General features: G+C 56.5%; 24 protein-coding genes. All 24 read right to left on the bottom strand.

The genetic code is table 11. From position 1 onward, the window contains the following. Positions 1-230: 230 nt before the first annotated feature. The 24 genes from flhB to JN12_RS13980 all read right to left on the bottom strand — a co-directional run bounded on the left by flhB (position 231) and on the right by JN12_RS13980 (position 19935). Positions 231-1295 (bottom strand): flagellar biosynthesis protein FlhB, encoded by a 1065-nt coding sequence (flhB, locus tag JN12_RS14095; RefSeq protein WP_145023823.1) that lies wholly within the window; start codon positions 1293-1295, stop codon positions 231-233. A gap of 7 nt (positions 1296-1302) precedes the next feature. Next, the gene (gene fliR, locus JN12_RS14090; protein ID WP_145023821.1) at positions 1303-2088 is read right to left on the bottom strand and encodes a flagellar biosynthetic protein FliR; all 786 of its coding nucleotides are present in this window, start codon (positions 2086-2088) and stop codon (positions 1303-1305) included. A 53-nt stretch (positions 2089-2141) separates the two neighbouring features. Beyond that, complete coding sequence (gene fliQ / locus JN12_RS14085; protein WP_145023819.1) at positions 2142-2411, bottom strand: flagellar biosynthesis protein FliQ; 270 nt, start codon at positions 2409-2411, stop codon at positions 2142-2144. 72 nt (positions 2412-2483) lie between these two features. Beyond that, positions 2484-3236: a flagellar type III secretion system pore protein FliP gene (gene fliP / locus JN12_RS14080; protein ID WP_145023817.1), complete on the bottom strand. Its 753-nt coding sequence runs from the start codon at positions 3234-3236 to the stop codon at positions 2484-2486. Further along, positions 3233-3691, bottom strand: coding sequence for a FliO/MopB family protein (locus JN12_RS14075; RefSeq protein WP_145023815.1), 459 nt, complete (start codon positions 3689-3691; stop codon positions 3233-3235). The genes fliP and JN12_RS14075 overlap by 4 nt, the downstream gene beginning before the upstream one ends. Before the next feature lie 20 nt (positions 3692-3711). Then, on the bottom strand, positions 3712-4020 hold the full coding sequence (gene fliN / locus JN12_RS14070; RefSeq protein WP_145023813.1) for a flagellar motor switch protein FliN: 309 nt from the start codon (positions 4018-4020) through the stop codon (positions 3712-3714). Next, positions 4013-5002, bottom strand: a complete 990-nt coding sequence (gene fliM / locus JN12_RS14065; RefSeq protein WP_145023811.1) for a flagellar motor switch protein FliM — start codon at positions 5000-5002, stop codon at positions 4013-4015. The genes fliN and fliM overlap by 8 nt, the downstream gene beginning before the upstream one ends. A 51-nt stretch (positions 5003-5053) precedes the next feature. Beyond that, positions 5054-5596 (bottom strand): flagellar basal body-associated FliL family protein, encoded by a 543-nt coding sequence (locus JN12_RS14060; RefSeq protein WP_145023809.1) that lies wholly within the window; start codon positions 5594-5596, stop codon positions 5054-5056. A 288-nt stretch (positions 5597-5884) separates the two neighbouring features. Further along, positions 5885-6214: a hypothetical protein gene (locus tag JN12_RS14055; protein WP_145023807.1), complete on the bottom strand. Its 330-nt coding sequence runs from the start codon at positions 6212-6214 to the stop codon at positions 5885-5887. Positions 6215-6228: 14 nt separating this feature from the next. Continuing rightward, positions 6229-6501, bottom strand: a complete 273-nt coding sequence (locus JN12_RS14050; protein WP_145023805.1) for a hypothetical protein — start codon at positions 6499-6501, stop codon at positions 6229-6231. A gap of 159 nt (positions 6502-6660) precedes the next feature. Then, entirely contained in the window at positions 6661-7545 is an 885-nt protein-coding gene (locus JN12_RS14045; RefSeq protein WP_145023803.1) for a flagellar hook-basal body protein, read from the bottom strand. A 175-nt stretch (positions 7546-7720) separates the two neighbouring features. Then, positions 7721-8104, bottom strand: coding sequence for a TIGR02530 family flagellar biosynthesis protein (locus JN12_RS14040; RefSeq protein ID WP_246125869.1), 384 nt, complete (start codon positions 8102-8104; stop codon positions 7721-7723). Between the two features lie 2 nt (positions 8105-8106). Further along, on the bottom strand, positions 8107-8769 hold the full coding sequence (locus JN12_RS14035) for a flagellar hook assembly protein FlgD (protein WP_145023799.1): 663 nt from the start codon (positions 8767-8769) through the stop codon (positions 8107-8109). Between the two features lie 29 nt (positions 8770-8798). Beyond that, entirely contained in the window at positions 8799-10457 is a 1659-nt protein-coding gene (locus JN12_RS14030) for a flagellar hook-length control protein FliK (protein ID WP_145023797.1), read from the bottom strand. Positions 10458-10526: 69 nt separating this feature from the next. After that, positions 10527-11072 (bottom strand): MotE family protein, encoded by a 546-nt coding sequence (locus tag JN12_RS14025; RefSeq protein ID WP_145023795.1) that lies wholly within the window; start codon positions 11070-11072, stop codon positions 10527-10529. Continuing rightward, entirely contained in the window at positions 11069-11515 is a 447-nt protein-coding gene (fliJ, locus tag JN12_RS14020; RefSeq protein ID WP_145023793.1) for a flagellar export protein FliJ, read from the bottom strand. The genes JN12_RS14025 and fliJ overlap by 4 nt, the downstream gene beginning before the upstream one ends. Before the next feature lie 33 nt (positions 11516-11548). Continuing rightward, positions 11549-12880 carry a flagellar protein export ATPase FliI gene (gene fliI, locus JN12_RS14015; RefSeq protein WP_145023893.1) on the bottom strand — a complete coding sequence of 444 codons (1332 nt, stop codon included), beginning with the start codon at positions 12878-12880 and terminating at the stop codon, positions 11549-11551. Further along, on the bottom strand, positions 12867-13679 hold the full coding sequence (locus tag JN12_RS14010) for a FliH/SctL family protein (RefSeq protein WP_170241928.1): 813 nt from the start codon (positions 13677-13679) through the stop codon (positions 12867-12869). Before JN12_RS14010 ends, fliI begins: the two co-directional genes overlap by 14 nt. Further along, positions 13666-14658 carry a flagellar motor switch protein FliG gene (fliG, locus tag JN12_RS14005; RefSeq protein ID WP_342795415.1) on the bottom strand — a complete coding sequence of 331 codons (993 nt, stop codon included), beginning with the start codon at positions 14656-14658 and terminating at the stop codon, positions 13666-13668. The genes JN12_RS14010 and fliG overlap by 14 nt, the downstream gene beginning before the upstream one ends. Before the next feature lie 63 nt (positions 14659-14721). After that, on the bottom strand, positions 14722-16302 hold the full coding sequence (gene fliF, locus JN12_RS14000) for a flagellar basal-body MS-ring/collar protein FliF (protein WP_145023787.1): 1581 nt from the start codon (positions 16300-16302) through the stop codon (positions 14722-14724). 92 nt (positions 16303-16394) lie between these two features. Beyond that, complete coding sequence (fliE, locus tag JN12_RS13995; RefSeq protein ID WP_145023785.1) at positions 16395-16700, bottom strand: flagellar hook-basal body complex protein FliE; 306 nt, start codon at positions 16698-16700, stop codon at positions 16395-16397. A 29-nt stretch (positions 16701-16729) separates the two neighbouring features. Next, positions 16730-17167: a flagellar basal body rod protein FlgC gene (gene flgC / locus JN12_RS13990; protein WP_145023783.1), complete on the bottom strand. Its 438-nt coding sequence runs from the start codon at positions 17165-17167 to the stop codon at positions 16730-16732. Beyond that, positions 17167-17592 (bottom strand): flagellar basal body rod protein FlgB, encoded by a 426-nt coding sequence (gene flgB / locus JN12_RS13985; protein ID WP_145023780.1) that lies wholly within the window; start codon positions 17590-17592, stop codon positions 17167-17169. The genes flgC and flgB overlap by 1 nt, the downstream gene beginning before the upstream one ends. Positions 17593-17721: 129 nt before the next feature. Further along, entirely contained in the window at positions 17722-19935 is a 2214-nt protein-coding gene (locus JN12_RS13980; protein ID WP_145023778.1) for a tetratricopeptide repeat protein, read from the bottom strand. Positions 19936-20054: the final 119 nt, after the last annotated feature.

Raw genomic sequence — 20054 nt, 5'->3', positions numbered from 1 at the left:
TCGTTTCCTTGGGATAATCGGGCGATATTCAGCGCAAGGAGACGTGTGCAACGGGTGTGCCACCCGGCACGGCAGGTTCGGAACAACGGTGGGAGGCTGTAACGCGGCGAATGTACCGAATTAATGGCCACGTCCCTGGTTTACGGGGAGGGGAAACGGACTGTCATCCGGGATGGCGACGGCATTTTGAAAACAATGGGGTCAATGTTTTGACTAGCGCCAGCAGGAGATCAGATTTTCCCTTTGAGGCTGAAGACATAGGCGAGTACTTCCGCAACGGCAGCATAGAGGGATTCCGGGATCTCCCGACCTTCTTCTACTTGTGCATACAGTTCTCTGGCCAAAAACCGGTTCTCAACCAGCATGACCTTGTGTTCCCGGGCGATTTCCTTCATCTGCTGGGCCATGTAGTCCACCGCCTTCACGAGAACCACCGGAGCAGCCATGCTGTTTCGTTCGTACTTCAGGGCAACGGCATAATGGGTCGGGTTGGTGATGACCACGTCGGCCGTGGGAACGATCTTCCGCATCCGCCGCCTCGCCTGGGCATACCGGAGTTGCTTGATCTTCGCTTTGACCCGCGGATCGCCCTCGGTATCCTTTGATTCCTGCTTCACTTCCTGCTTGGTCATCTTCAGATTCTCGATGAAGCGCCACTTGACCCAGGCCAGGTCGAAAATCGACAGAACCAGCAGTACACCGCAGGAATGGAGTACGATCTTGAACGAAATATGGCTGACATAGGTCAGTATCCCCAGGATATCGCTGTCAACGATGTAGACCAGATTGACCACCTCGTCGCGCAGGACCCGGTAAGCCATCCAACCGACGATGAAGAGTTTCAGGACCGACTTGAGCGCCTCGACGGCCGCATCCTTGTTGAAGAGCCGCTTCATGCCCGAAACCGGGTTCAGTTTGTCCAAGGACAGCGACATCCGCTCCCAGGAGATGCTGAACGGCTCCTGGACAATGGTCACCAGGAAGGTCGCGATGAGTATGACCACCATGTATGGCGCGAGTACCGCCCCCATCATCAGCATACACTTCAACATCAGGGAGTAGACCCCGGCCGGAGTAACGTCCTGGACCCGCAGGTTGGCCAGAATGTCGTGGGTTCCCCCCTTGAGGGTCGCCAGAATGAAGCCGCTGATGACATACAGGGTGACAATGGCGGCCAGAAGCGTGGCGGTGCTGGTCAGCTCCCGACTGCGGGGGAGATTCCCCTTGTTCTTGGCCTGGGAGATCCGCTTGCCGGTCGGCTTTTCGGTACGTGAGTGTTTGTCCTGTTCGGCCATGGCGTGTTCAGGAAAGGAGTTTGAAAATCGTTTTGAGTTGGAGCGGGAGCTGGCCGAACGTGCCCTGGAGCGTCTTCAGGAAGGCCAGAACGGTGAAGCCGAGCACCATGAAGCCGATACCGATATTGAGCGGCAGGCTGACAATGAAGATGTTCATCTGGGGAAAGGCCCGGGCCATGACGCCAAGGACCACGGTTGTCGCCAGCAGGGACACCATTACCGGTGCCGCCAGTTTGATCCCGATGACAAAGATCTGTCCCACCAGACCGATGATGAATAGTACCAGCTCTTCCTTCACCTGCCAGCTACCGACCGGCAATGTCTGATAGCTGTCAACCAGTGCGGAAAAAAAGAAATGATGTACCCCCAGCGACAGGAACAGGAGCATGGCCAACAGGTTCTGAAAGACCGCCATGGCGGTGAACTGTCCCTCCATGGCAGGATCGAACTGCACCGCAATTGAGAGCCCCATCTGGGTGGCCACCAACTGGCCGCAGAATTCGATCCCGGAAAAAATCACCTGGGCCAACAGCCCCAGGGTAAACCCGATGAGCGCCTCTCTGACCATGAGAATCATGAGCCCTATGGCATCACCATCAAGAGGCGGAACCCTGGTCCGCACCAACGGGAACAGGAGCAGTGTCATAGCCAGGACAGCAACGGTCTTTATCCGCACCGGGACGGCTCGGCCGCCGAACGAGGGAATCGACGAAAAAATCCCGGCCATGCGTCCGAAGACCACGGCAAAGGCCATGAACTCGTTTATGGTGGCAAACGGCAGCGAAGGAATCATTTAAAGGCCGTGACTGGTAACTGCTGACTCGTGATTGGGAAAACCTTAGCGCTCTACTTTCGCATCGTGGCGATCAGGGAAAATATTTCCCGCGTAAAGTCGGTCATATAGGTCATCATCCAGGGAAAGAAGATGATAACTGCCACCATGACCGCCACGATCTTCGGGACAAAGGTAAGGGTTGCCTCGTTGATGGAGGTGACAGTCTGAAAGATGCTGATAAGCAGGCCGATAACGAGACTGAAGATCAGGAGCGGTGCCGAAAGGAGCAGAATGGTCTCAAAGCTGCGCCGGGCGAGTTGGACAACTAGTTCAGGGGTCATGGGAACCTCGAAAAACCGTGACTAGTGACTGGTGACTCGTGACTGGCAAGCCAGAAGCATCAATCACGTTGTTTATCCGAAACTTTTCACCAGGGAACCGATCACCAACCCCCAGCCATCCACGAGCACGAAGAGGAGGATCTTGAACGGCAGGGAGATCATAACCGGAGGAAGCATCATCATCCCCATGGACATGAGGACCGATGCAACCACCATATCAACCACGAGAAACGGAATATAGATCAGAAAACCGATCTGGAACGCGGTCCGTAGTTCACTGATCATGAACGCCGGGATGATGGTAATAGTCTGAATGTCATCTGCATTGCGGGGACGGGGCTGCTTGGCAATGTTTAAAAACAGGGCGAGATCCTTCTCCCGGGTCTGGGAGAGCATGAATTTGCGCACCGGCATGATGGCACGCTTGAACGCCTCTTCCTGGCTGATGGTCTGGGCCCGGTAGGGCTGGAGGGCCTGGGTATTGATCTGCTGCCAGACCGGTCCCATGATGAAGAAGGTGAGGAACAGGGAGAGCCCGATGATGATCTGATTGGACGGGGCCTGCTGGGTGCCGATGGCGTTACGGAGAAAAGAAAGCACCACCACGATCCTGGTGAACGAAGTGGTCATGATGAGGAGTCCCGGAGCCAGGGACAGAATGGTCATCAGGAACAATATCTGGAGAACAACGGAGATTTCGCCGGGTTTGGTGGCCTGCCCCACCCCCACACTGATGGTGGGAAGCGCCACCGGCTCGGCAATGGCTACCGATGCTGTAAGGAGCAGCAGGCCGCATACGGAAAGGACCACACAGAGAGGTCTCATCGACCGACCTCACTTCCAGCCGTTCCGCTTTTGACGCTACTGTAAGAGGAAAGCGGGCGGGTCGTTCGTCGCAGGCGTTCCCAAAAGGTCGAGGCAATTGTTTGCCGTTCTTCTATACCGCCAATCACCTCTATCTCTTCCACCATGTCGATCTGTTTTACAAAATTGAGCTGCTCACCGGAACTGGCGAGCAGCAGGTACTCTCCGGCCACTTCCACCAGGAAGAGCGATTTTTTGGGTGCCAGATAGCGGGTCTCCACAAGCCGGATGTAGCGTTGACCAGCAGCCGGACCGCCGCCGGCATTTAGCCAGCGCCCCCCCAGCAAGGAAAGAACCAGGATCAGCCCCACCACGACCGCCAGCGCTGCAATCATCTGAACGAGGCTGGAAAGGAATCCGAACCCCTCGCTCGTGCCATCGGCAGCAAAAACCGCTGCCGGAAGCAGCAAGATCATGCCCGCCGGAGGCAGAGAATTCACAGCACCTTCTCCACCCGTTCGTTGGGACTCACCACATCCACCAGCCGCACCCCGAACTTCTCGTTCACCACGACCGCTTCGCCACGGGCAACCAGCTTCGAGTTGACGAACACGTCCAACGGTTCGCCGGCCAGCTTGGTGAGTTCCACCACCGACCCCTGGTTGAGCTGGAGGACATCCTTCACCAGGAGTTTGGTCCTGCCGAGTTCGACGGTCAGCTGCAACGGTATATCAAGGATGAAATCCAGATTTTTCCTATCGGGAACCGATTCACGCTGCTCCCCAGCCGGTACGGTATCACTCATATGTCTCGTCCCCTTCCTTCTTCAACACCTGGGTTATCTGTACTGCCTTGTTGCCGCGCCGCACACCGCCGATCCCCTTGTACTTGGGAGCATCCCCCACCTTGATCGTCAGCTCTGCCGGATCGGACTTGTCAATGATGATGGTATCTCCCGGCGCCAGATTCAGGAGTTCGTCCATGGTAATGGTCGTACTCCCCATCTCCACGGCAACTTCCAGGGGGGTATCCATCAGGTCGCTGACCAGTCGCTGGGACCATTGGGGGTCGACGGCCATCATGTCGAAATGCGAACCGGCCTTGAGCTTGTCCCTGAGCGGGTCGATGGTCATATAGGGAATGGCGAAGAGCATCGATCCCACCGAATCCTCCACCTGGATTTCCAGTTCCGCCGATACCACCTGATACTCAGGCGGCACGATATTGACCAGTCTGGGGTTTATCTCGATCTTGAGCAGGCTCAAATGGACCTGCTGAAGCGGGTGCCAAGCCTTTTCCATGTCCACGAGTAGGTCCTTGGCAAGCTTTTCCACCAGGCGCAGCTCTATGGAGGTAAATATGCGGTTGGTCGGTACAATCGGTTTGCCCGTGCCACCGAGAATACTATCCACAAAAGTAAAGATAAGGGTGCTGTCCATGGCCAGAAGCGCCGCCCCTTTCAGGGGTTCCAGCTTGAAAATAGCCAAACAGACCGGTGTAGGAAGCGACTGGAGGAAATCGTCGAATTTGCAGGCTCGAGACCCTGCTTTTCGGTACTCCACCGACTTACGGAGCCGGCTGGAAAGACTTACGCGGCTGTACCGGATAAAACCGTCGAAGATGATGTCCAGGTTGGGGACATATCCCTTATGGGATTCGGTACTGAACAGGTCGTATTTGGCAATGGCCCCTTCCTGCCGGGCCAGTTCCTTTTCCGGGTCGATCCGTCCATCGAAGACTGCCGACAGGAGGGCTTCGATTTCTTCCTTGGTAAGGATGTTTTCCATATCAATCCCGGCTATACCTGTCGATCAACGCTACGTGCCACACCAAAGGACCTATTGAACCACGAAGTCGGTAAAATAGACACGGGTCACTTTGCCCGGAGCGAGAATACGCCCGACCGCAGAGAGGATTTCCTCACGCAGCTGGTTTTTCCCCTGCAGGTCCTGAATGTCGCGAAGCGTCTTGGTGGTGAGAAGAACCAGTATCGCATCCCTGAGCGGTGCCTGCCTGGCATCGAGCTCCGCCTTGACGCCCGGATTGGCCATTTCGAACTCCACTTTCAGCTTGAGATAACGGATCTCCTGGCCGTCGTAGATATTGACGATGAACGGTTCCAGCGAAGCGATATTGGCAGCTGCACCGGCGGCCCCCTCTTTACCCTTCTCGCCTCCACCGCCATGGGCTTCGCCTCCACCCTCAGCGGGCTTGGCTTCGGCGGCAGCCTCCGGCTTGGCAGCCTTGTCATCCTTCTTGCCACCGCCCATCGTGAGCACGAGTATCACGGCGATCACGACAGCGAGGACCGCTCCTCCGATGATGAAGAGCATCTTCTTGTTCTTGGGGGATTCCTTAACCTCCGCATCCTGCTCAGCCATTAAACCCCTCCTTATATGCGTGAATAGAGGCAAGTATTGCCAGAACTACTGAATATGCAACCTGGGTGCCAGAGCCCCGTGTCCCGCATCCGGCGCCACGGCGGCCCATTGTGCACTGACGTCTTCGATAAATCAAGGCTTCTGTGCGGCTTATCCACCACTCCACGCCAAAACCGCATGTCAAACGTTTGACTGGCAACGCGAGATCTCCGTAGCCTGACCCGGCACGAAAACAGGGGAGCGTTGCCGCGTCCCCTGAAATCTCGCTGTAAGCCGTCACTACGACCGTCACCAAATCATTTTAAAATCTTTAAACTTGTCCATTGCATCCATCCACGTCCAAACAAGCTCCACTGTTTCCTCACGGTCATTCACTCTTATCCTGATATGAAGCGATCTTTGTCCACGGACAATATGGATCTCTTCAAAATCAAGCGCTCCCCGTTCATCGAAGAGCCGCAGATTTGTTCCCATGTGAGGAGTGACGGATAAGCTTTTCAGGTTTTCCTTGTATGCATCCATGATCTCTTCATATGCCTTGGGCGCACGGCCGTGCAAACTGCGGAAAAGCTCCGCCAGTCTCAGCTGGAACCGCTCGTTCACCTTGATCCTGTACATCTGGCCCGGCCCTTTCAGGGCACCAACTCCCTGTCCAAGGCCTCAAGGTATGTCAAGTGATCGTCAATGGAAATATAACGTCCTGTGTCTTCCGTATGCCTGGCCGCGGCACACGTTGCCCTGTCAATTTCTTCCAGTGTTTCCAGTTCGGCGAGCACGCGCCTGTATGAAAACCGTATGAGGTCCTGCGGCTTCCGGCCGTGCCGCTCGCAGTAACCTGCTATTCGGCTGAACTCCTCGTTGTCAATCTTGACATTGATCTGATGCTGTTTCTTAACAGTACCCATAGTACCCTCCGTATCCTTGGTACCACTATATAGCCAATGGCATCAAAGTCAACAAAACAACGAGGAATGCTATCGCCGTAACACATCACACGGAAACAGATAAGGCTCTAAGTGCATGTACTTAGAGCCTTATCTTTACACATTTATCCTAGGTACCCGTCATCGCTTCAGATTGAGGACCTCCTGGGTCATCTCGTCAGCCGTGGTAATGGTCTTGGAGTTGGCCGAGTAGGCCCGCTGGGTCATGATAAGGTTGACGAACTCCGTTGCCATGTCCACGTTGCTCTGTTCGAGCGAATTGGACAGGACCTTGTTGCTGGTACCGTTAGGAGCGTTGGCGGCCAGAGAGAATGCAACTGCAGGAATCCCCGCTGCAGCCGTAGGGTTGTACAGGTTGCCACCAGCCTTCTCAAGCGCCGAAGGATCAACGGGCGAAACGATGGCAAGTTTCTGGACAGTCAAGGCATTGGCAGGGGTAGTGGCAACGCCGACCGTACCCGATGTGTTGTAATAAAGGGTCGAAACACCATCCTTGGCAAGGTAGCTGATCAGGCCGTTTGGCTCAATCTTGACAACCTTGGAAAAGTCGGTGGCCACTGCGGCACCGGTATCAAGGAACTTGATCGGGTTGCCTTGAGTGTCGAGCACCTGATACCCTTCCGGATTTATCAGGGTCAGGGTGCTGTCCACATGAAAAGATCCGGCCCTGCTCAACAGTGCCGAATTTTGCGCGGGCACCGGCGCCGCCGTCGTCGGCGGCTTGAGGGCGAAGAAGCTATTCCCCTGAAGCGCCAGATCTGTCACGCTGCTGGTATTCTGGGTGGACCCTGAGGAAAATATATTGTCGATCTTCTGCATGGCCATGCCGCGGCCGACCTGGGAGTTGTTGCCAATGCTTGTGTACAGCATGTCATCAAACAGGGTGCGGCTCGATTTAAAGCCAGTGGTATTGACGTTGGCGATATTGTTGCCGATGACGTTGATGGCTTCACCGTTGTTCAAAAGGCCGCTGACGCCGGTAAACATTGCGGATGTTACGCTCATTTTCGTGCCTCCTTTAGCACTGTTGGGGGATGCGTCTGTCGGTCGGCATCCCGCGGGCTTCCTTCAGGAGGGCCAGCCCGGTTGTTGGTTCAAAGTTCAAAATTCAACGTTCTAGGTTTTGCTTTTACCAGTCACGAGTTACCAGTCACGAGTTACCAGTCACTGGTTACGGCTTCTAGACTATGACTGCCGAATCGATCTTGGTAAAGACATTCCCCTGCATAGCGGCCCGGTCCACGGCGGTAACCACGGTCCGGTTGCTGACGCTGACCACGAACGCCGCGTCACCCATCATAATCAGGGAATCCTTGCCCCCTTTTTGTGCCACGCTGTTGACGGCCCCTTCCAGTTTCTGCAGATCGACATCGTTCAGGGAAATCCCCCTGGCAGCCAGCCGCTCCCGGGCATGCTGGGAAAACTTGAGCCCCTGAGCCGGCAGTTTCTGACCGAGAATGGTTGCAAACGATGTGGTCGGCTTGGCCGAATGGCTCGGTGCCCGCCGTGCCGGTTGCGGTGTCGTTACCTGGATCGGTTCAGGGATGAAGATCTTGTCGATCACGTTCATACCCCTTTCACCTGCAGAACAGCACCCATGCCAATATCAATGCCGCCGGCCGTGAGGATCGGGGTACTCCCATCAATCCTGACCCCGTCGATACGGCCACTGACCAGCGAAGTTCCGGCAACGGCCCCGCCGCTGGCATTCATACCAGTAACCTCGAATGTGTAGGTGCCGGACGACAGCAGTAAACCATTGCCACCCTTGCCATCCCAGGCGATACTACCGTCCCCTGCCGCGGTCTGTCCCGAAGTCAGGGTTCTGACCAGGTTGCCGGCCGCATCCCTGATATCGACCTTCAGGGAAGACGCCGGTTCGCTCAGCCTGAAATTCAGGTTAGCCGGACTGCCGGCCGTGAGAGCCACCTGGTTTCCTGTTGCCAACACATCCTTGCCGATGAAGGAAACGGCCGATACCACCGTGTTGTTATTCTGGGCCGCCAACAGGCTCTGCAGGTTGGTGTTGGTGTTGTAAGCCTGCTCGACCTGGGAAAGCTGGGCGAGTTGAGCGATGAACTGGCTGCCGTCCTGGGGTTTCAACGGATCCTGCTGCTGAAGCTGGGTCACGAACAGCTTGAGAAAGTCGTCCTTGTTCATGCCGGTTGCTTTCTTCATGGCAGCCGCGCCATCCGCAGCATTAGTTGTTGCTGTAACTGCATTCACCATACGTTCCTCCTTTCCAGCTTGCACTGTCCTTAAAAACGGACATCCAGCAAGCTGCTCTCTTGGGGTGCCCAATAGGCGTTCATTGCCCGGCGGCCCACAACCTCATCATCTTCGGCCTGTGCAGTCAGAATACGGCCGGGCCGATTGCCCCGTCCGTCCAGAACCTGCTGCCGATGTTCCTTGAAGAGCTGTTGTTGATCATGTCCCTGCCCACTGGTTACCTCAAACCGGTCCACTACGATCTGTTGCCGGGACAAGGTTTCTTTCAGGCTGTCCATGTTAGCGGTAAGTGCTTCCCGTACTGCCGGGTTCTCGGCCACGATATGAAGCCGCAGCCGCTGGTCGTCAAGTTTCACGTCAATTCTGAGAGAGCCGAGTTCCTCGGGATGAAGCCGCAGGACCACCCGCCCGTCGTCGGCACGGAACTCGGCCTTGCCGAGCTGTTCCTTGACCTGTGCCAGTATCTGCTCATGGCTGGGTGCTTTTACCGCCTCACCGGCTGTCGGGAGCACTGCCGGTTCAACCTTCATCGCGCCGGCACCACCGATCAGCGTTTGCGGTGACTTGCCCACTGTCGCCAGATCCGACGACAGGTCAGCCTTGGCAGGTTTTGCGGCCAATTCAGCCGACTGATTAGTTACAGCATCTTCCACAACTACTTCCAGTAGCGGTCGGTTGAAAATCTGACCACTGGCCGCTGGTGCCGGCGCTTCGGTGCCGCGAACCGATACCGGATCGTGTGCCCCCCTGACCGGAGCCTTTAACGGCTTCCCGCTGAACTGTGCAGCCAGCGCTGAACGTTCTTCTCCAGCCATCGGCATGGCTACCCGATCAGCTTCTATTGGCACGGCCTGAGAAGCCGTGACCTTTTGGTCTTTGGCAATTTCGGCAACAGGGGTTGCCACCGCCATCCGCAATGCCGGTTCCACCATACTTGCCGGTTGTGCAGGTACGCTCAGACCTGGTACCGTCACAGCAACAGCCGGCTGGGCTCCCTTTGTACGGGTATCAACTGAACCAGTAGGATTAACATCGACAGGATTGACTGTGTTGACAAGATTAACGGTGTTGACCGTCTTAACGGCACTCCGGTCTGATGATTCCGACACATCAGGTCGCTTCGGCAGTTGGCTGGTCGGCACAGGTTGCGACAGAAGTTGCAGCGTGGCAGCCAACAGAATTTCGGTGGTTTCCGGGGACGGCTCTGTTGTTACTGCCTGGCCACTCTCCGCTGTTGTTTTCTTAGCATCTTTTGGTGCCATCTCACTGCCTGTATCATTCTGAACAGGTACGAGAAGCATTCCTGCGTCACCAGCCTCCCCCGCCTTCTGCGGGGTTTCACCGTTCCCGGGCAGAGACGCCGGTGCTGCCTGGAAGGCGAACAGTGCGGAGATAGCCGTTTTATCCGGTAACAGGGAAGAAGGGACGTTACCGCCTGCAGCCGGAGGCGTTTGGCCAGACTGCTCTCCTGTTGCCGGCAGCATATCCACGGGAATTGCCATGGTTCGAACCGGGACAGCCGGGACCGGCATTGTCACCGGCATGGATGCTCCTGTCGTTCCAGTCAGCATTCTGCCGAACTGGGACGAGATCGCGTCTCCGCCGGGGGCTCCCGGCAGTTCCGCAGCCACGACGCCGTTCTGGGGCATGGCTGGCGGTACGAGTACTGCTATTGCATTGCTTTCCATTGTATATCACCCCCTTTCCGCGTGGATTGCACCCCAATATCCAAACCGGCTCCGTTGACCGGCGTAGTATCACTTCGACAGATTGAGCCGGGACCATTTGAGGACCCGTGGTTGATTCAGGAACGGAATGAGCTTGATGGCGGTCTTCTGGTCCATCTGATTGAGCATGCCGACAACCGTATCCTCGTCCAGTTTGTCCATCAGCTTGCCCGCTTCCTCTGGTTTGAGCCCCTTGTAAATTTTCAGCATTCGCCGGTAACGCTCGTCCATCTCCTGCTTCTTGGCCTTGACCGACTCGTCCAGGGACTTCTTCACGGCGTTGATTTCAGCAAGCCTGGTATCCAGCTTGGTGGCAAGCTTTTTCAACTCCTGCTCCTTGGCGTTCAGCGCCGCTTCCTTTTCCGCCAACTGGCGACGCCGGATCTCAAAACCGGCCAGTTCGTCGCTGGAAGGTCCCGAACCAAACAACGCCGTTTTTTCGCCGTCCTTGGTCCCTGTCGCGGGAACAACGGCATTTGCCGCCTCGGCGTGGCCAACCCGGCGAAGCAGATCGCTCCCGAGCAACCAGAATATCAGCACCGAAACAAGAACCACTGCACTGAGCAACTTCTTCACTTTTTACTCCGACTGTTTCCCTGAATGGCAATCTCATCCAGAAAATTTCGTTCCTTGGCGGCCACGTCCAGGCGATGGGCCGCGGTCGTCTTATCCTTGAAGGATTCCAGTACCTTTTTGTCCTTGGCCGCGCTCAGCAGGATCTCGCGCTTCTCCTCAACTTCTTCGTTCAGGGTACTTACCGCTTCGCGCTGGTTTTTTATATCCGATGACTGCTTGCGCGAAAACTCGGCGTAGAGTTGAAACTCCAGGGCCAGAATGCCGGCCGTCTCCTTTTCCTTCAACTCCCGCGAAAGCCGTTCGGCCTTTTCCTCTTCGCTCTTGAGGCGCCGGGTGGCGTTATCGAACTCGCTCCGGGCCACCGCTAACTCCTGCTTGCGGGCCTTTTCCACCTCGCGCCGGTAATTCAGCACCTGCTGAAGACGAAACCCATCCTTGGGCATCTTCCGCTCCTCAACTCACTGCAGCAATGGCGATTACGCTGCAGCCGTTTCATCGAACAGTTCCTGAAGCCCGCTTACCGCCTGCTCCACACTGACTCCCGTATGGATGTCCTGGCGGATGTATGCGTTGACTTTCTCCATCTTGGCAATGGCATAATCGATGGCCGGGTTGCTTCCCGCCTTATAGGCACCGATATTGATCAGGTCTTCCGCCTGGCGGTAGGTTGCCAGCAGTTCCTTGAAGCGCGCCGACAACTGTTGATGCCCTTTGATCGTCACGTCCATCATGACCCGGCTGGCACTGGACAGCACGTCGACCGGCGGATAAATGGCCCGGGACGCAAGTTCGCGTGAAAGCAGAATGTGACCGTCCAGAATGCTCCGCATGGCGTCGGAAATGGGCTCATTGAAATCGTCGCCTTCGACAAGCACTGTGTAGAGGCCGGTGATACTTCCCTGAAGGAAGTTGCCGGTCCTTTCCAGAAGCTTGGGCAGGGCGGCAAAGACCGAAGGGGTATACCCCTTGGTGGTGGGTGGCTCGCCGATGGCCAGACCGACCTCGCGCATGGCCATGGCAAAACGGGTGGCCGAGTCCATCATCAAAAGCACCCGCTTCCCCTGGGACTGGAAGTATTCGGCGATGGTGGTGGCGATGTAGGCCCCACGCATCCGCACCAGAGGCGGCTGATCAGAGGTGGCAACGATCACCACCGATTTTTTCAGCCCCTCCTCCTGCAGGTCCTTTTCGATGAACTCCCGGAGTTCCCTTCCCCGCTCGCCGATGAGCGCGATTACGTTGACATCGGCCTCGGTATAGCGGGCAATCATCCCCAGAAGCGTCGACTTGCCCACGCCGGAGCCAGCCATGATCCCGACCCGCTGTCCTTCACCGCAGGTGAGGAGCCCGTTGATGGCCCGGATGCCGAGATCGAGAGGCTTGCGGATCGGTGCACGCTTGAGGGGGTTCACCGGCATGGCATAGATCGGGTACTCCTCTTCGGTGAAAATGGGTCCCAACTCGTCAATCGGGTTACCCAACCCATCAATGACCCGGCCCAACAGGCTCCGACCGACCCCCAGCGACGACTTCTGGCGACGGACCGAAATGAGACTCCCCAATCCCACCCCGCGCAGTTCACCAAGGGGCATGAGCAGGGCCTTGTTTTCACGAAAACCTACCACCTCGGCCTGGATACGGTCGCCACCATGGGTATGGATCTCGCAAAGAGATCCCACCGCCGTATCCGGACAGTACCCTTCGATGACCAGCCCCACCACCTGCGTGACCTTGCCATGGAAGCGTATCTGCCTGTTGGCGGCAATTCCCGGCATGTAGCGGGTCAGATTGATTCTATCGGTCTGCATCATTGCCGCCTCCTTCACCGACACCACTGATGAAGTCAATCGGAGTTCCACGCTCCTCCATGAATCGGTGGAAGATCTCTTCGAGCTGGGTCTCGATACGGGCGTCGATCGTGCCGGTGGGGGTATCCACCATGCAGCCGCCGCGCATGATCTGCTCATCAGGGGTGAGGGTTACCTGATTGTCGCGACCGATGCCGGTGATGAACCGCTCCCGGTCGCTGTTCACCAGTGCGTAATCCTCCGGGTTCAGGCGGATCGTTACCCGATCGAGATCGGTAACGGCATCGAGTGCCGTCGTGATGACGCCGGCGAGGATCTGCTGATCAAGGGTGATCTCCCGCTGGATGATCTTGCGGGCAACCATGATGGAGAGCGCCAACAGGTCTGCTTCGCTCTCCCGCATGACCTTGTCACGAAGATCGGTGAGGCCGGTAATACCGTCCCGAAGTGCCTTGAATACATTGGAGAGACCACGCTCCGCCTGACGCCTGCCCTCTTCCAGCCCACGGTTGAAGGCATCCTGCAGCTGAAGCTGCAACTCGTCCTCGCTTATGCCGGCGATCGCCGGAAGGTCAGCTGGCTCATCTTCCGGCGTGTCGACCTCTTGTTCGGAAAGAGGCGGGACAACTGCCACCGGCTGGGTACAGTCAAGGATCTGTAGCGGAATGAACTCATCGCTCTCCGCAGGAGCCGGGAATGCTCCCCCATCGGCGGACAGCGGCGAAAAGTCGAAAGAGCGGACGGTCTGATCCTTGAGGAGATCAGACTTGATGATCTTGGATGGTCTAAACGAGCACATCGTCTGCCCCGCGCCCGGCCAGCACAATCTTCCCTTCTTCCTCCATCTTCCTGACGATCTTGATGATTTCCGACTGGGCCTTTTCCACATCCGAGAGCCGAACCGGTCCCATCACCTCCAGGTCTTCCTTGATCATGTCCGCAGCGCGGCTGGAGATATTACGGAACACCTTGTCCTTGATCTCGTCCGTCGAGGCCTTCAGTGCCAGGGTCAGGGTATCGTTCGATATCTCGCGCATGATTGCCTGGATGGAACGGTCATCCAGCCTGAAGATATCTTCAAAGGTGAACAGGTGCTTCCTGATGACCTCGGCGAGCGGCGGATTCATCACATCCAGCTTATCCAGGATGTGCTTCTCTTTGCTCCGCTCCAGGTGGTTGAACATCTCGACAACCTTTTCCACCCCGCCGACCTTGAACCGTTGGGTACCGCCCATGGCAGACAGTTCCCGCTTCACCACCTCGTCGATATCGTTGAGGATCTCGGGGGAAACCTGATCCACATCGGCAATCCGGATGATAACCTCGGCCTGGAGGTCGATGGGGAGATACCCAACGATCTCGCTGGTCTGCTTGGGGCGGAGTTTGGCAACGATAACGGCAATGGTCTGGGGGTGTTCCTGGGAGAGGAAGTTGGCAATGGTCTTGGCATCCATGTTGGACAGGATGTCCTCGATATCGCCGAAGGCGGACGACTGCATCTCCATAAGGAGGAGTTCTGCCTTCTGGGGCCCGAGCGCCTTTTCCAGAATCTTCCGGACGTACTCCTCACCTTGGGCGAAGAAGCCGGACTCCGGGTCGGTAATCCGCTGGTACTCATCCACGACTTCCTGGATCACCGGCAGCCCCACATGACCGAGATTAGCCATGGCTGAGCTGATCTTCTTGATCTCGTTGTCCTCCATGTGCTGAAGGATCTTGCTGGTCGCTTCCGTCCCTATGTAGAGAAGGAGGATGGCAGCCTTCTCGGTACCGGACAACGAAGCTACACTTTCTGGCGCAGATGACATTGATTCCCTCAGCGCGTTATTATCGGCCACTGGCTACTTCCTGCTGCTTTCGAGCCAGTTTCGCAGCACCTGCGAAGCCTGATACGGATCCTGCTTAACCTTGTCGATGAGATCCACCTGGGCGGCCGATTGCTGGGTCAGCATCGCTTTACGTGCCTCTACCATTTTACGCACTTCATCTTCGGCATCCTGTTCAGGAACAAAGGAAGTGGGAACACTGGACCGCAGCGTTGTCAAGAGAGGTCTGATCACCATAAATATCAGGACGAGGAATCCTGCCCCAATCAGCAGGTTCTTGAGCAGGCTCATGAATATCGGCGCTGACCACCAGCTAGCCTGATCACCGACACCGACGTCGCCCGTATCCTGAAACGAAATATTGGCAACCGTTACCTGGTCGCCCCGCTGTGGGTTGAATCCGACAGCGCTTTTGACCAGTGCCTCGATCTTCTGTAGTTCGTCAGGGGTGCGGGGAGCATACTTCGGCTTTGCCCCCTCCTTGGCTCCCGGCGGCAGTTCGTACTTGCCGTCCACAAGGATGGCCACGGAGACCTTTTCCACGTTACCCACCGGCTCTATGGTCCTGGCGGTCGAGCGGCTTACCTCGTAGTTGAGCGTTTCGTCGCTCTTGGAACCTCCACCGGTTGCCGGCATCGCCGGCATCGCGCCGGGACGCCCGAGATTGGACTGGACACCGGGAACGCCTGTGGCAGCCGAGGAAGACGAACCTTTTTCCTCGGTGCGCTGCTCGCTCCTGACCGCAGCAGCCTCTGGGTCGTAGCGCTCCTCGAATTTCTCGACCTGCTTGAAATTGAACGATGCCGTTACCCTGGCAGCTGAACGGCCACTCCCGACCACCTTATCCAGAAGCGACTGAAGCCGGTCCTCCAGGTTCCGCTCGTAGTTGCGCTGGAGGTCCTGCATTCCGGCAGTCAGCTTGCTGGACTGATCGCTGGGCCCTCCCTTGCTCAGTATTTTCCCACGCCCGTCCAGCACACTCACATGCTCCGGGTCCATCCCCTCGACCGACGAGGCAATAAGATGGACGATCCCCTGCACATCGCTTTCCCGCAGGGTCCGGTTGGACTTCATTTTCAGCACGACCGAGGCGGTCGCAGGCTTCTCGTTTTCCTTGAACAAGGACTTTTCAGGGATGGCCAGATGTACCCTCGCCTGCTCAACCCCGGCCAACTGGGTTATAGTTCGGGACAACTCTCCCTGCAGTGCCCTTTGGTAGTTGAGTTTCTGAACAAATTCGGTGACCCCGAAGTTCTTGCGATCAAAGATCTCGAAACCGATTCCGCCTCCCTGGGGAAGCCCGTCCGACGCAAGGGAAAGGCGGAGCTCATACACCTTGTCCGCTGGCACCAGGAGTGCCTTGCCGTCCGAAGAAATCTGATAGGGGATCTTCTGCTCCTTGAGTTTTTTGACAATCTCCCCGGCATCTTCGCCGGTCAGGTTGGCAAAAAGCGGACGATAGTCGGTTTTGTTCGCCACAATAATGAGAATGGCAAAGGTCGCAAGCGACAGGCCGACTATTCCTCCGATCAGCCAGCGCTTGGCCGGGGGAAGAGCAAGGAAGGGTTCCAGCAGTTTTTTCAAGCCTTCCGGCATCGAGTTACTCCGCGGATAGAAACAAGGTACGTAGAGAAACGTTGCTCACCCATTGATGCGGGGGGAGCGGGAAGGAAACAAAACCAACCGGGTCAAACCGGCATGCGCATGACTTCCTGGTATGCTTCCACCACCTTATTGCGGACCTGGGTCAGGAACTGAAACGAAATGGACGATTTCTCCATGGCGATCATCACCTCGTGCAGCCCCCTGGCCTGCCCCGTTGCCAGTTCCTGGACCGCCTTATCCGACGCTTGTTGGTCACTATTGACCTGGCTTACCATTTCACCGAGATAAGATGCAAAGCTTACTGCGGGAGACTGCGTCTGTACAGCCTCCTTGGCCGGCTTAAATGCCTGCTCCAAACCGCCGCCCGTCTCTATTCCCTTGATTATCATTATTGAATCTCCTCACCCTATTCCAACTGTCAACGACTGATTTCCAGTGTTTTCAAGGCCATGCTCTTGGTAGCCTGCAACGTGGTCACATTGGCCTCATAGGAGCGGGTGGCAGCGATCATGTCAGCCATCTCCTCCACCACGTTGACGTTCGGCATGGCCACATATCCCTTGGCGTCGGCGTCCGGATGGGACGGATCATACTGTAGCCGCGGGGGATTCTGATCCTCAACCACCTGCAACACGCTCACCTTGTTCAACTGTTGGAGCCCCGCCTTATTAAGAGCCGCACTGAAGGGCTGACTGAGCGGTTGCGCCGCAAACACCGCATCTTTGCGTTTATATGGCCCACCTTCGGCAGTCCGGGTGGAATTGGCATTGGCCAGGTTACTGGAAATAAGATTCATCCGGGTCCGTTCGGCCGTGAGGGCCGAAGAACTTACATCCATTGCCGTAAACAGATCCATCAGTTAGTCCCCTTTATCGCCTGCTTGATTCCTTCAAACTTCTTGGCGAGTATCTGTACCGAGGCGTTGTAGAGAATCTGGTTCTCGGCCATCTTGGCCATCTCCTGCTCCAGCTCCACCCTGTTGCCATCACGCCCCGGATTAGGGGCCGGAGTCTCCTCCAGAGTACCCTGCACCTGGTCAAGAGATCTTCGCATCCCCTTGACCGGAATGTGACGGGGGTGGGCCGGAACCAGTGTCGTCCCCTTTTTCTGGCCTTGGAGCGCCTCCTTGAGCTCTCCCTCGAAAGAGAGCCGGGTCGGCATGTAGCCCGGGGTCTCCGCATTGGCCATATTGGCGGAAATAAGATTATGATTTCTGGTCCTGAGGTCTATGCTCTTCCCCAGAAGTTCAACCGTGTTACTGAAGAGTCCGTCTACTGGCATGACAACACCTCCGCGACTCATGATGAGAGCAAAACCCATACCAGCCCACATACAAACAAATTTTAAACAATTACCATATGTTGAGAAGAGTCGGACCGACAACCGGCAGGAGCATTTTGACACAAGACATTATTTTGACACGAGGGATTTCACGTCAGACAGTTCCTGCTGCAGATCAAGGGAGGCAATCGCCTGGCCAGCCAGCTTACGCCACTGTTCATCGCTCCCCTCTTTGGCAAGCTTTTCCCATTGAGCCCGTGCCTCGGGAATGCGACGGTCCTGGATCAGCAACTCTCCCAGCTTGTACAGGAGTTGATCGTGCTCCCCTTTAGTAGCCACCGCCAGCCCCCCCTTACAGGCATCTATCGCCCCGCGTCTGTTTCCCGACGCCTGCCGGGTCAGCACGAGGGTATAATACGCATCGGCCCTATAGGCTGCCTGGGAGCTTCCCTTCCTGGCCTCGATGAATGCGGACAAAGCACGGTCCGCAACCTGAGGCTTTCCTTTGGCAACCAGGGCCTTACCCAGGTAGTAGTAACTCTCCGGCATCTCGGCCCTGACGTTCGGTTTCAGGAGGTGCGAAAGTTCTGCAATAACGCTCTCCGGGCGTCCTTCCTGAAAACGCAGGGCAGCCAGCCGTTCACGCATCGACCCGGCTTCCGGGCGTTTGGGAAAGCGCTCCAGAAACATGGTGGCAGCTTCTTCCGCAAGCTTGTTGTCGGCGAGCCGGTCAGCATCCGCAAGTATTCGCAGGATCATCTCCGGTGACTGGCTTTTTCCCAAATCATAGCGCATCAGATAGGCCAGGAGTCCAATCTCAGCCTTGATCTGACCGGTAGCGGCAAATGCCTCCATGAGGCTTGGCAGGAAACGGGGATCGGCCACGCAGCCTGCCAGGCCAGACCTGTTGTCTTGGACCAGTTGCAGAAGCCCGTGATAGTCTCTCGCGGCAAACAGTTCCCAGTATACCTTCGGCAGCAGCAGTTCCTTTACCGATTTGGCCGTTGCGACAAAAATACCTGTTGGGAAACGCTTTTCATATTCATCTATCTTTGCCATGGCCAGGATGGTTGGGCCATACAGTGATTCGAGCAGGGCCTCCCTGAATGAAGCCTCATCCTTGAGCGAAAAATCACCCGACGTATTGCCAATCTCCCGATAGGTACGCAGCAGCACGGGATACGTTTCCAGGTTCTGGCTGAAAAATTGCCGATCGGCCAGTTGCATTGCCGCATGATTGGCCCCCCGTGATCCCGGGAAGAGCTTGATGACGGTCCGATAGATCAACAGGGCCTCGGCATCGTTCCCCTGCCTGGCAAGCACATCGGCCAGCCTGGCAACCATGAGAGACGCATACGGTTTGTCGCTGAACGCCGCAATCAGGTGTGAAAAAGTTTTTCTGGTCGGGCTGCCACCTACACGCACCAGAGTATCGGCATACGAGAAGGCGGTTATCGGACGCTCCTGCAGGTATGAAGGGAGTTTCGCCTCGCCCTGGCGAAAGGCATCCAGAGCCGGTTTATACTTGTGGAGCGCATAGCGGGCCTCGCCGAGTCGATAGGCGGCAATGGTCCCGACAGGATGTTCCCGTTTGGCAAACGCGGCAAAAACAGTCTCAGCCTCGGCCGCCTGCCCTTTGTAGAGAAACGCTTCACCGATTGCAAACTGCTTGAGATCTGAAGCGGGAATAATCTGTTTCAGCGTCTGGGGGTCTGTCGGAATGAACGGAAAATCAGCGGTAAGCGGAGGATCATACTCCCTGACCAGTTTTCCGGCCCCGAGCAGGATCTGTTGACGGTCGGCAAGAACCTGCTGCGACTCCTTCATTGCCAGCGACTTACCGACATCGACAACCAGTATTCCGGCCTCTGCCAAGGGGAGCACACGGAAACCGCTTGCCTGCTCGTTGAGACCAATATCGGCCACAACTGCCCCCATCAGATTCCTGACGGTCACACCCTGCACCTGGCGATTGGTAAAAGAGCGCAGCTTTTTAAAGTGCGGAGAACTGGCATGGTCGAGGCGGATACGCAGGCGATTGCCGGGAACCATATCCACCGTATATGAGGAAGTCTTGTCCAGCTTGAAGCGCAAGCGGGTGTACTGATCGCCCGACACGATATCGAGACGGCAGAGACGCGCCGGCAATGGTTCGGCGGCCCCCCCGGGCACCACTGTCATGAGCAGTGCGCAGAGGACGAGCAAAAGCATAGTCCCATGGCGCAGCGCCAAACCGGGAACAGTTGATATCAGGTTTCTCGTGGTGAAAGAAAGCACTCCGCTGCCGTCTCCTACCGATCCCCGCCGGACGAGCACGTCGGTCCCGTGCGGAAATTCGGGCATACATTCGGATACTTCAGAGGCAATTCACATGCCCACTCGAAAAAACTTTTATTACGACACAATATCAACAGGTTAGTTGTGACAAAGTAGAGACGGGCCGAAACAGGCGAGACAATATT

This window comes from Geobacter argillaceus (assembly GCF_007830735.1).
GTDB lineage: Bacteria > Desulfobacterota > Desulfuromonadia > Geobacterales > DSM-12255 > Geomobilibacter > Geomobilibacter argillaceus.
Note: the sequence above shows the minus strand (reverse complement) of the source record. Positions and strands in the feature narration are given on the sequence as shown.

Bases quoted from the DNA above. Each gene is read 5' to 3' on its own strand.
- flhB (WP_145023823.1), bottom strand. From the start codon at position 1,295: ATGGCCGAACAGGACAAACACTCACGTACCGAAAAGCCGACCGGCAAG.
- fliR (WP_145023821.1), bottom strand. From the start codon at position 2,088: ATGATTCCTTCGCTGCCGTTTGCCACCATAAACGAGTTCATGGCCTTT.
- fliQ (WP_145023819.1), bottom strand. From the start codon at position 2,411: ATGACCCCTGAACTAGTTGTCCAACTCGCCCGGCGCAGCTTTGAGACC.
- fliP (WP_145023817.1), bottom strand. From the start codon at position 3,236: ATGAGACCTCTCTGTGTGGTCCTTTCCGTATGCGGCCTGCTGCTCCTT.
- JN12_RS14075 (WP_145023815.1), bottom strand. From the start codon at position 3,691: ATGATCTTGCTGCTTCCGGCAGCGGTTTTTGCTGCCGATGGCACGAGC.
- fliN (WP_145023813.1), bottom strand. From the start codon at position 4,020: ATGAGTGATACCGTACCGGCTGGGGAGCAGCGTGAATCGGTTCCCGAT.
- fliM (WP_145023811.1), bottom strand. From the start codon at position 5,002: ATGGAAAACATCCTTACCAAGGAAGAAATCGAAGCCCTCCTGTCGGCA.
- JN12_RS14060 (WP_145023809.1), bottom strand. From the start codon at position 5,596: ATGGCTGAGCAGGATGCGGAGGTTAAGGAATCCCCCAAGAACAAGAAG.
- JN12_RS14055 (WP_145023807.1), bottom strand. From the start codon at position 6,214: ATGTACAGGATCAAGGTGAACGAGCGGTTCCAGCTGAGACTGGCGGAG.
- JN12_RS14050 (WP_145023805.1), bottom strand. From the start codon at position 6,501: ATGGGTACTGTTAAGAAACAGCATCAGATCAATGTCAAGATTGACAAC.
- JN12_RS14045 (WP_145023803.1), bottom strand. From the start codon at position 7,545: ATGAGCGTAACATCCGCAATGTTTACCGGCGTCAGCGGCCTTTTGAAC.
- JN12_RS14035 (WP_145023799.1), bottom strand. From the start codon at position 8,769: ATGGTGAATGCAGTTACAGCAACAACTAATGCTGCGGATGGCGCGGCT.
- JN12_RS14030 (WP_145023797.1), bottom strand. From the start codon at position 10,457: ATGGAAAGCAATGCAATAGCAGTACTCGTACCGCCAGCCATGCCCCAG.
- fliJ (WP_145023793.1), bottom strand. From the start codon at position 11,515: ATGCCCAAGGATGGGTTTCGTCTTCAGCAGGTGCTGAATTACCGGCGC.
- fliI (WP_145023893.1), bottom strand. From the start codon at position 12,880: ATGCAGACCGATAGAATCAATCTGACCCGCTACATGCCGGGAATTGCC.
- JN12_RS14010 (WP_170241928.1), bottom strand. From the start codon at position 13,679: ATGTGCTCGTTTAGACCATCCAAGATCATCAAGTCTGATCTCCTCAAG.
- fliF (WP_145023787.1), bottom strand. From the start codon at position 16,302: ATGCCGGAAGGCTTGAAAAAACTGCTGGAACCCTTCCTTGCTCTTCCC.
- fliE (WP_145023785.1), bottom strand. From the start codon at position 16,700: ATGATAATCAAGGGAATAGAGACGGGCGGCGGTTTGGAGCAGGCATTT.
- flgC (WP_145023783.1), bottom strand. From the start codon at position 17,167: ATGGATCTGTTTACGGCAATGGATGTAAGTTCTTCGGCCCTCACGGCC.
- flgB (WP_145023780.1), bottom strand. From the start codon at position 17,592: ATGCCAGTAGACGGACTCTTCAGTAACACGGTTGAACTTCTGGGGAAG.
- JN12_RS13980 (WP_145023778.1), bottom strand. From the start codon at position 19,935: ATGCCCGAATTTCCGCACGGGACCGACGTGCTCGTCCGGCGGGGATCG.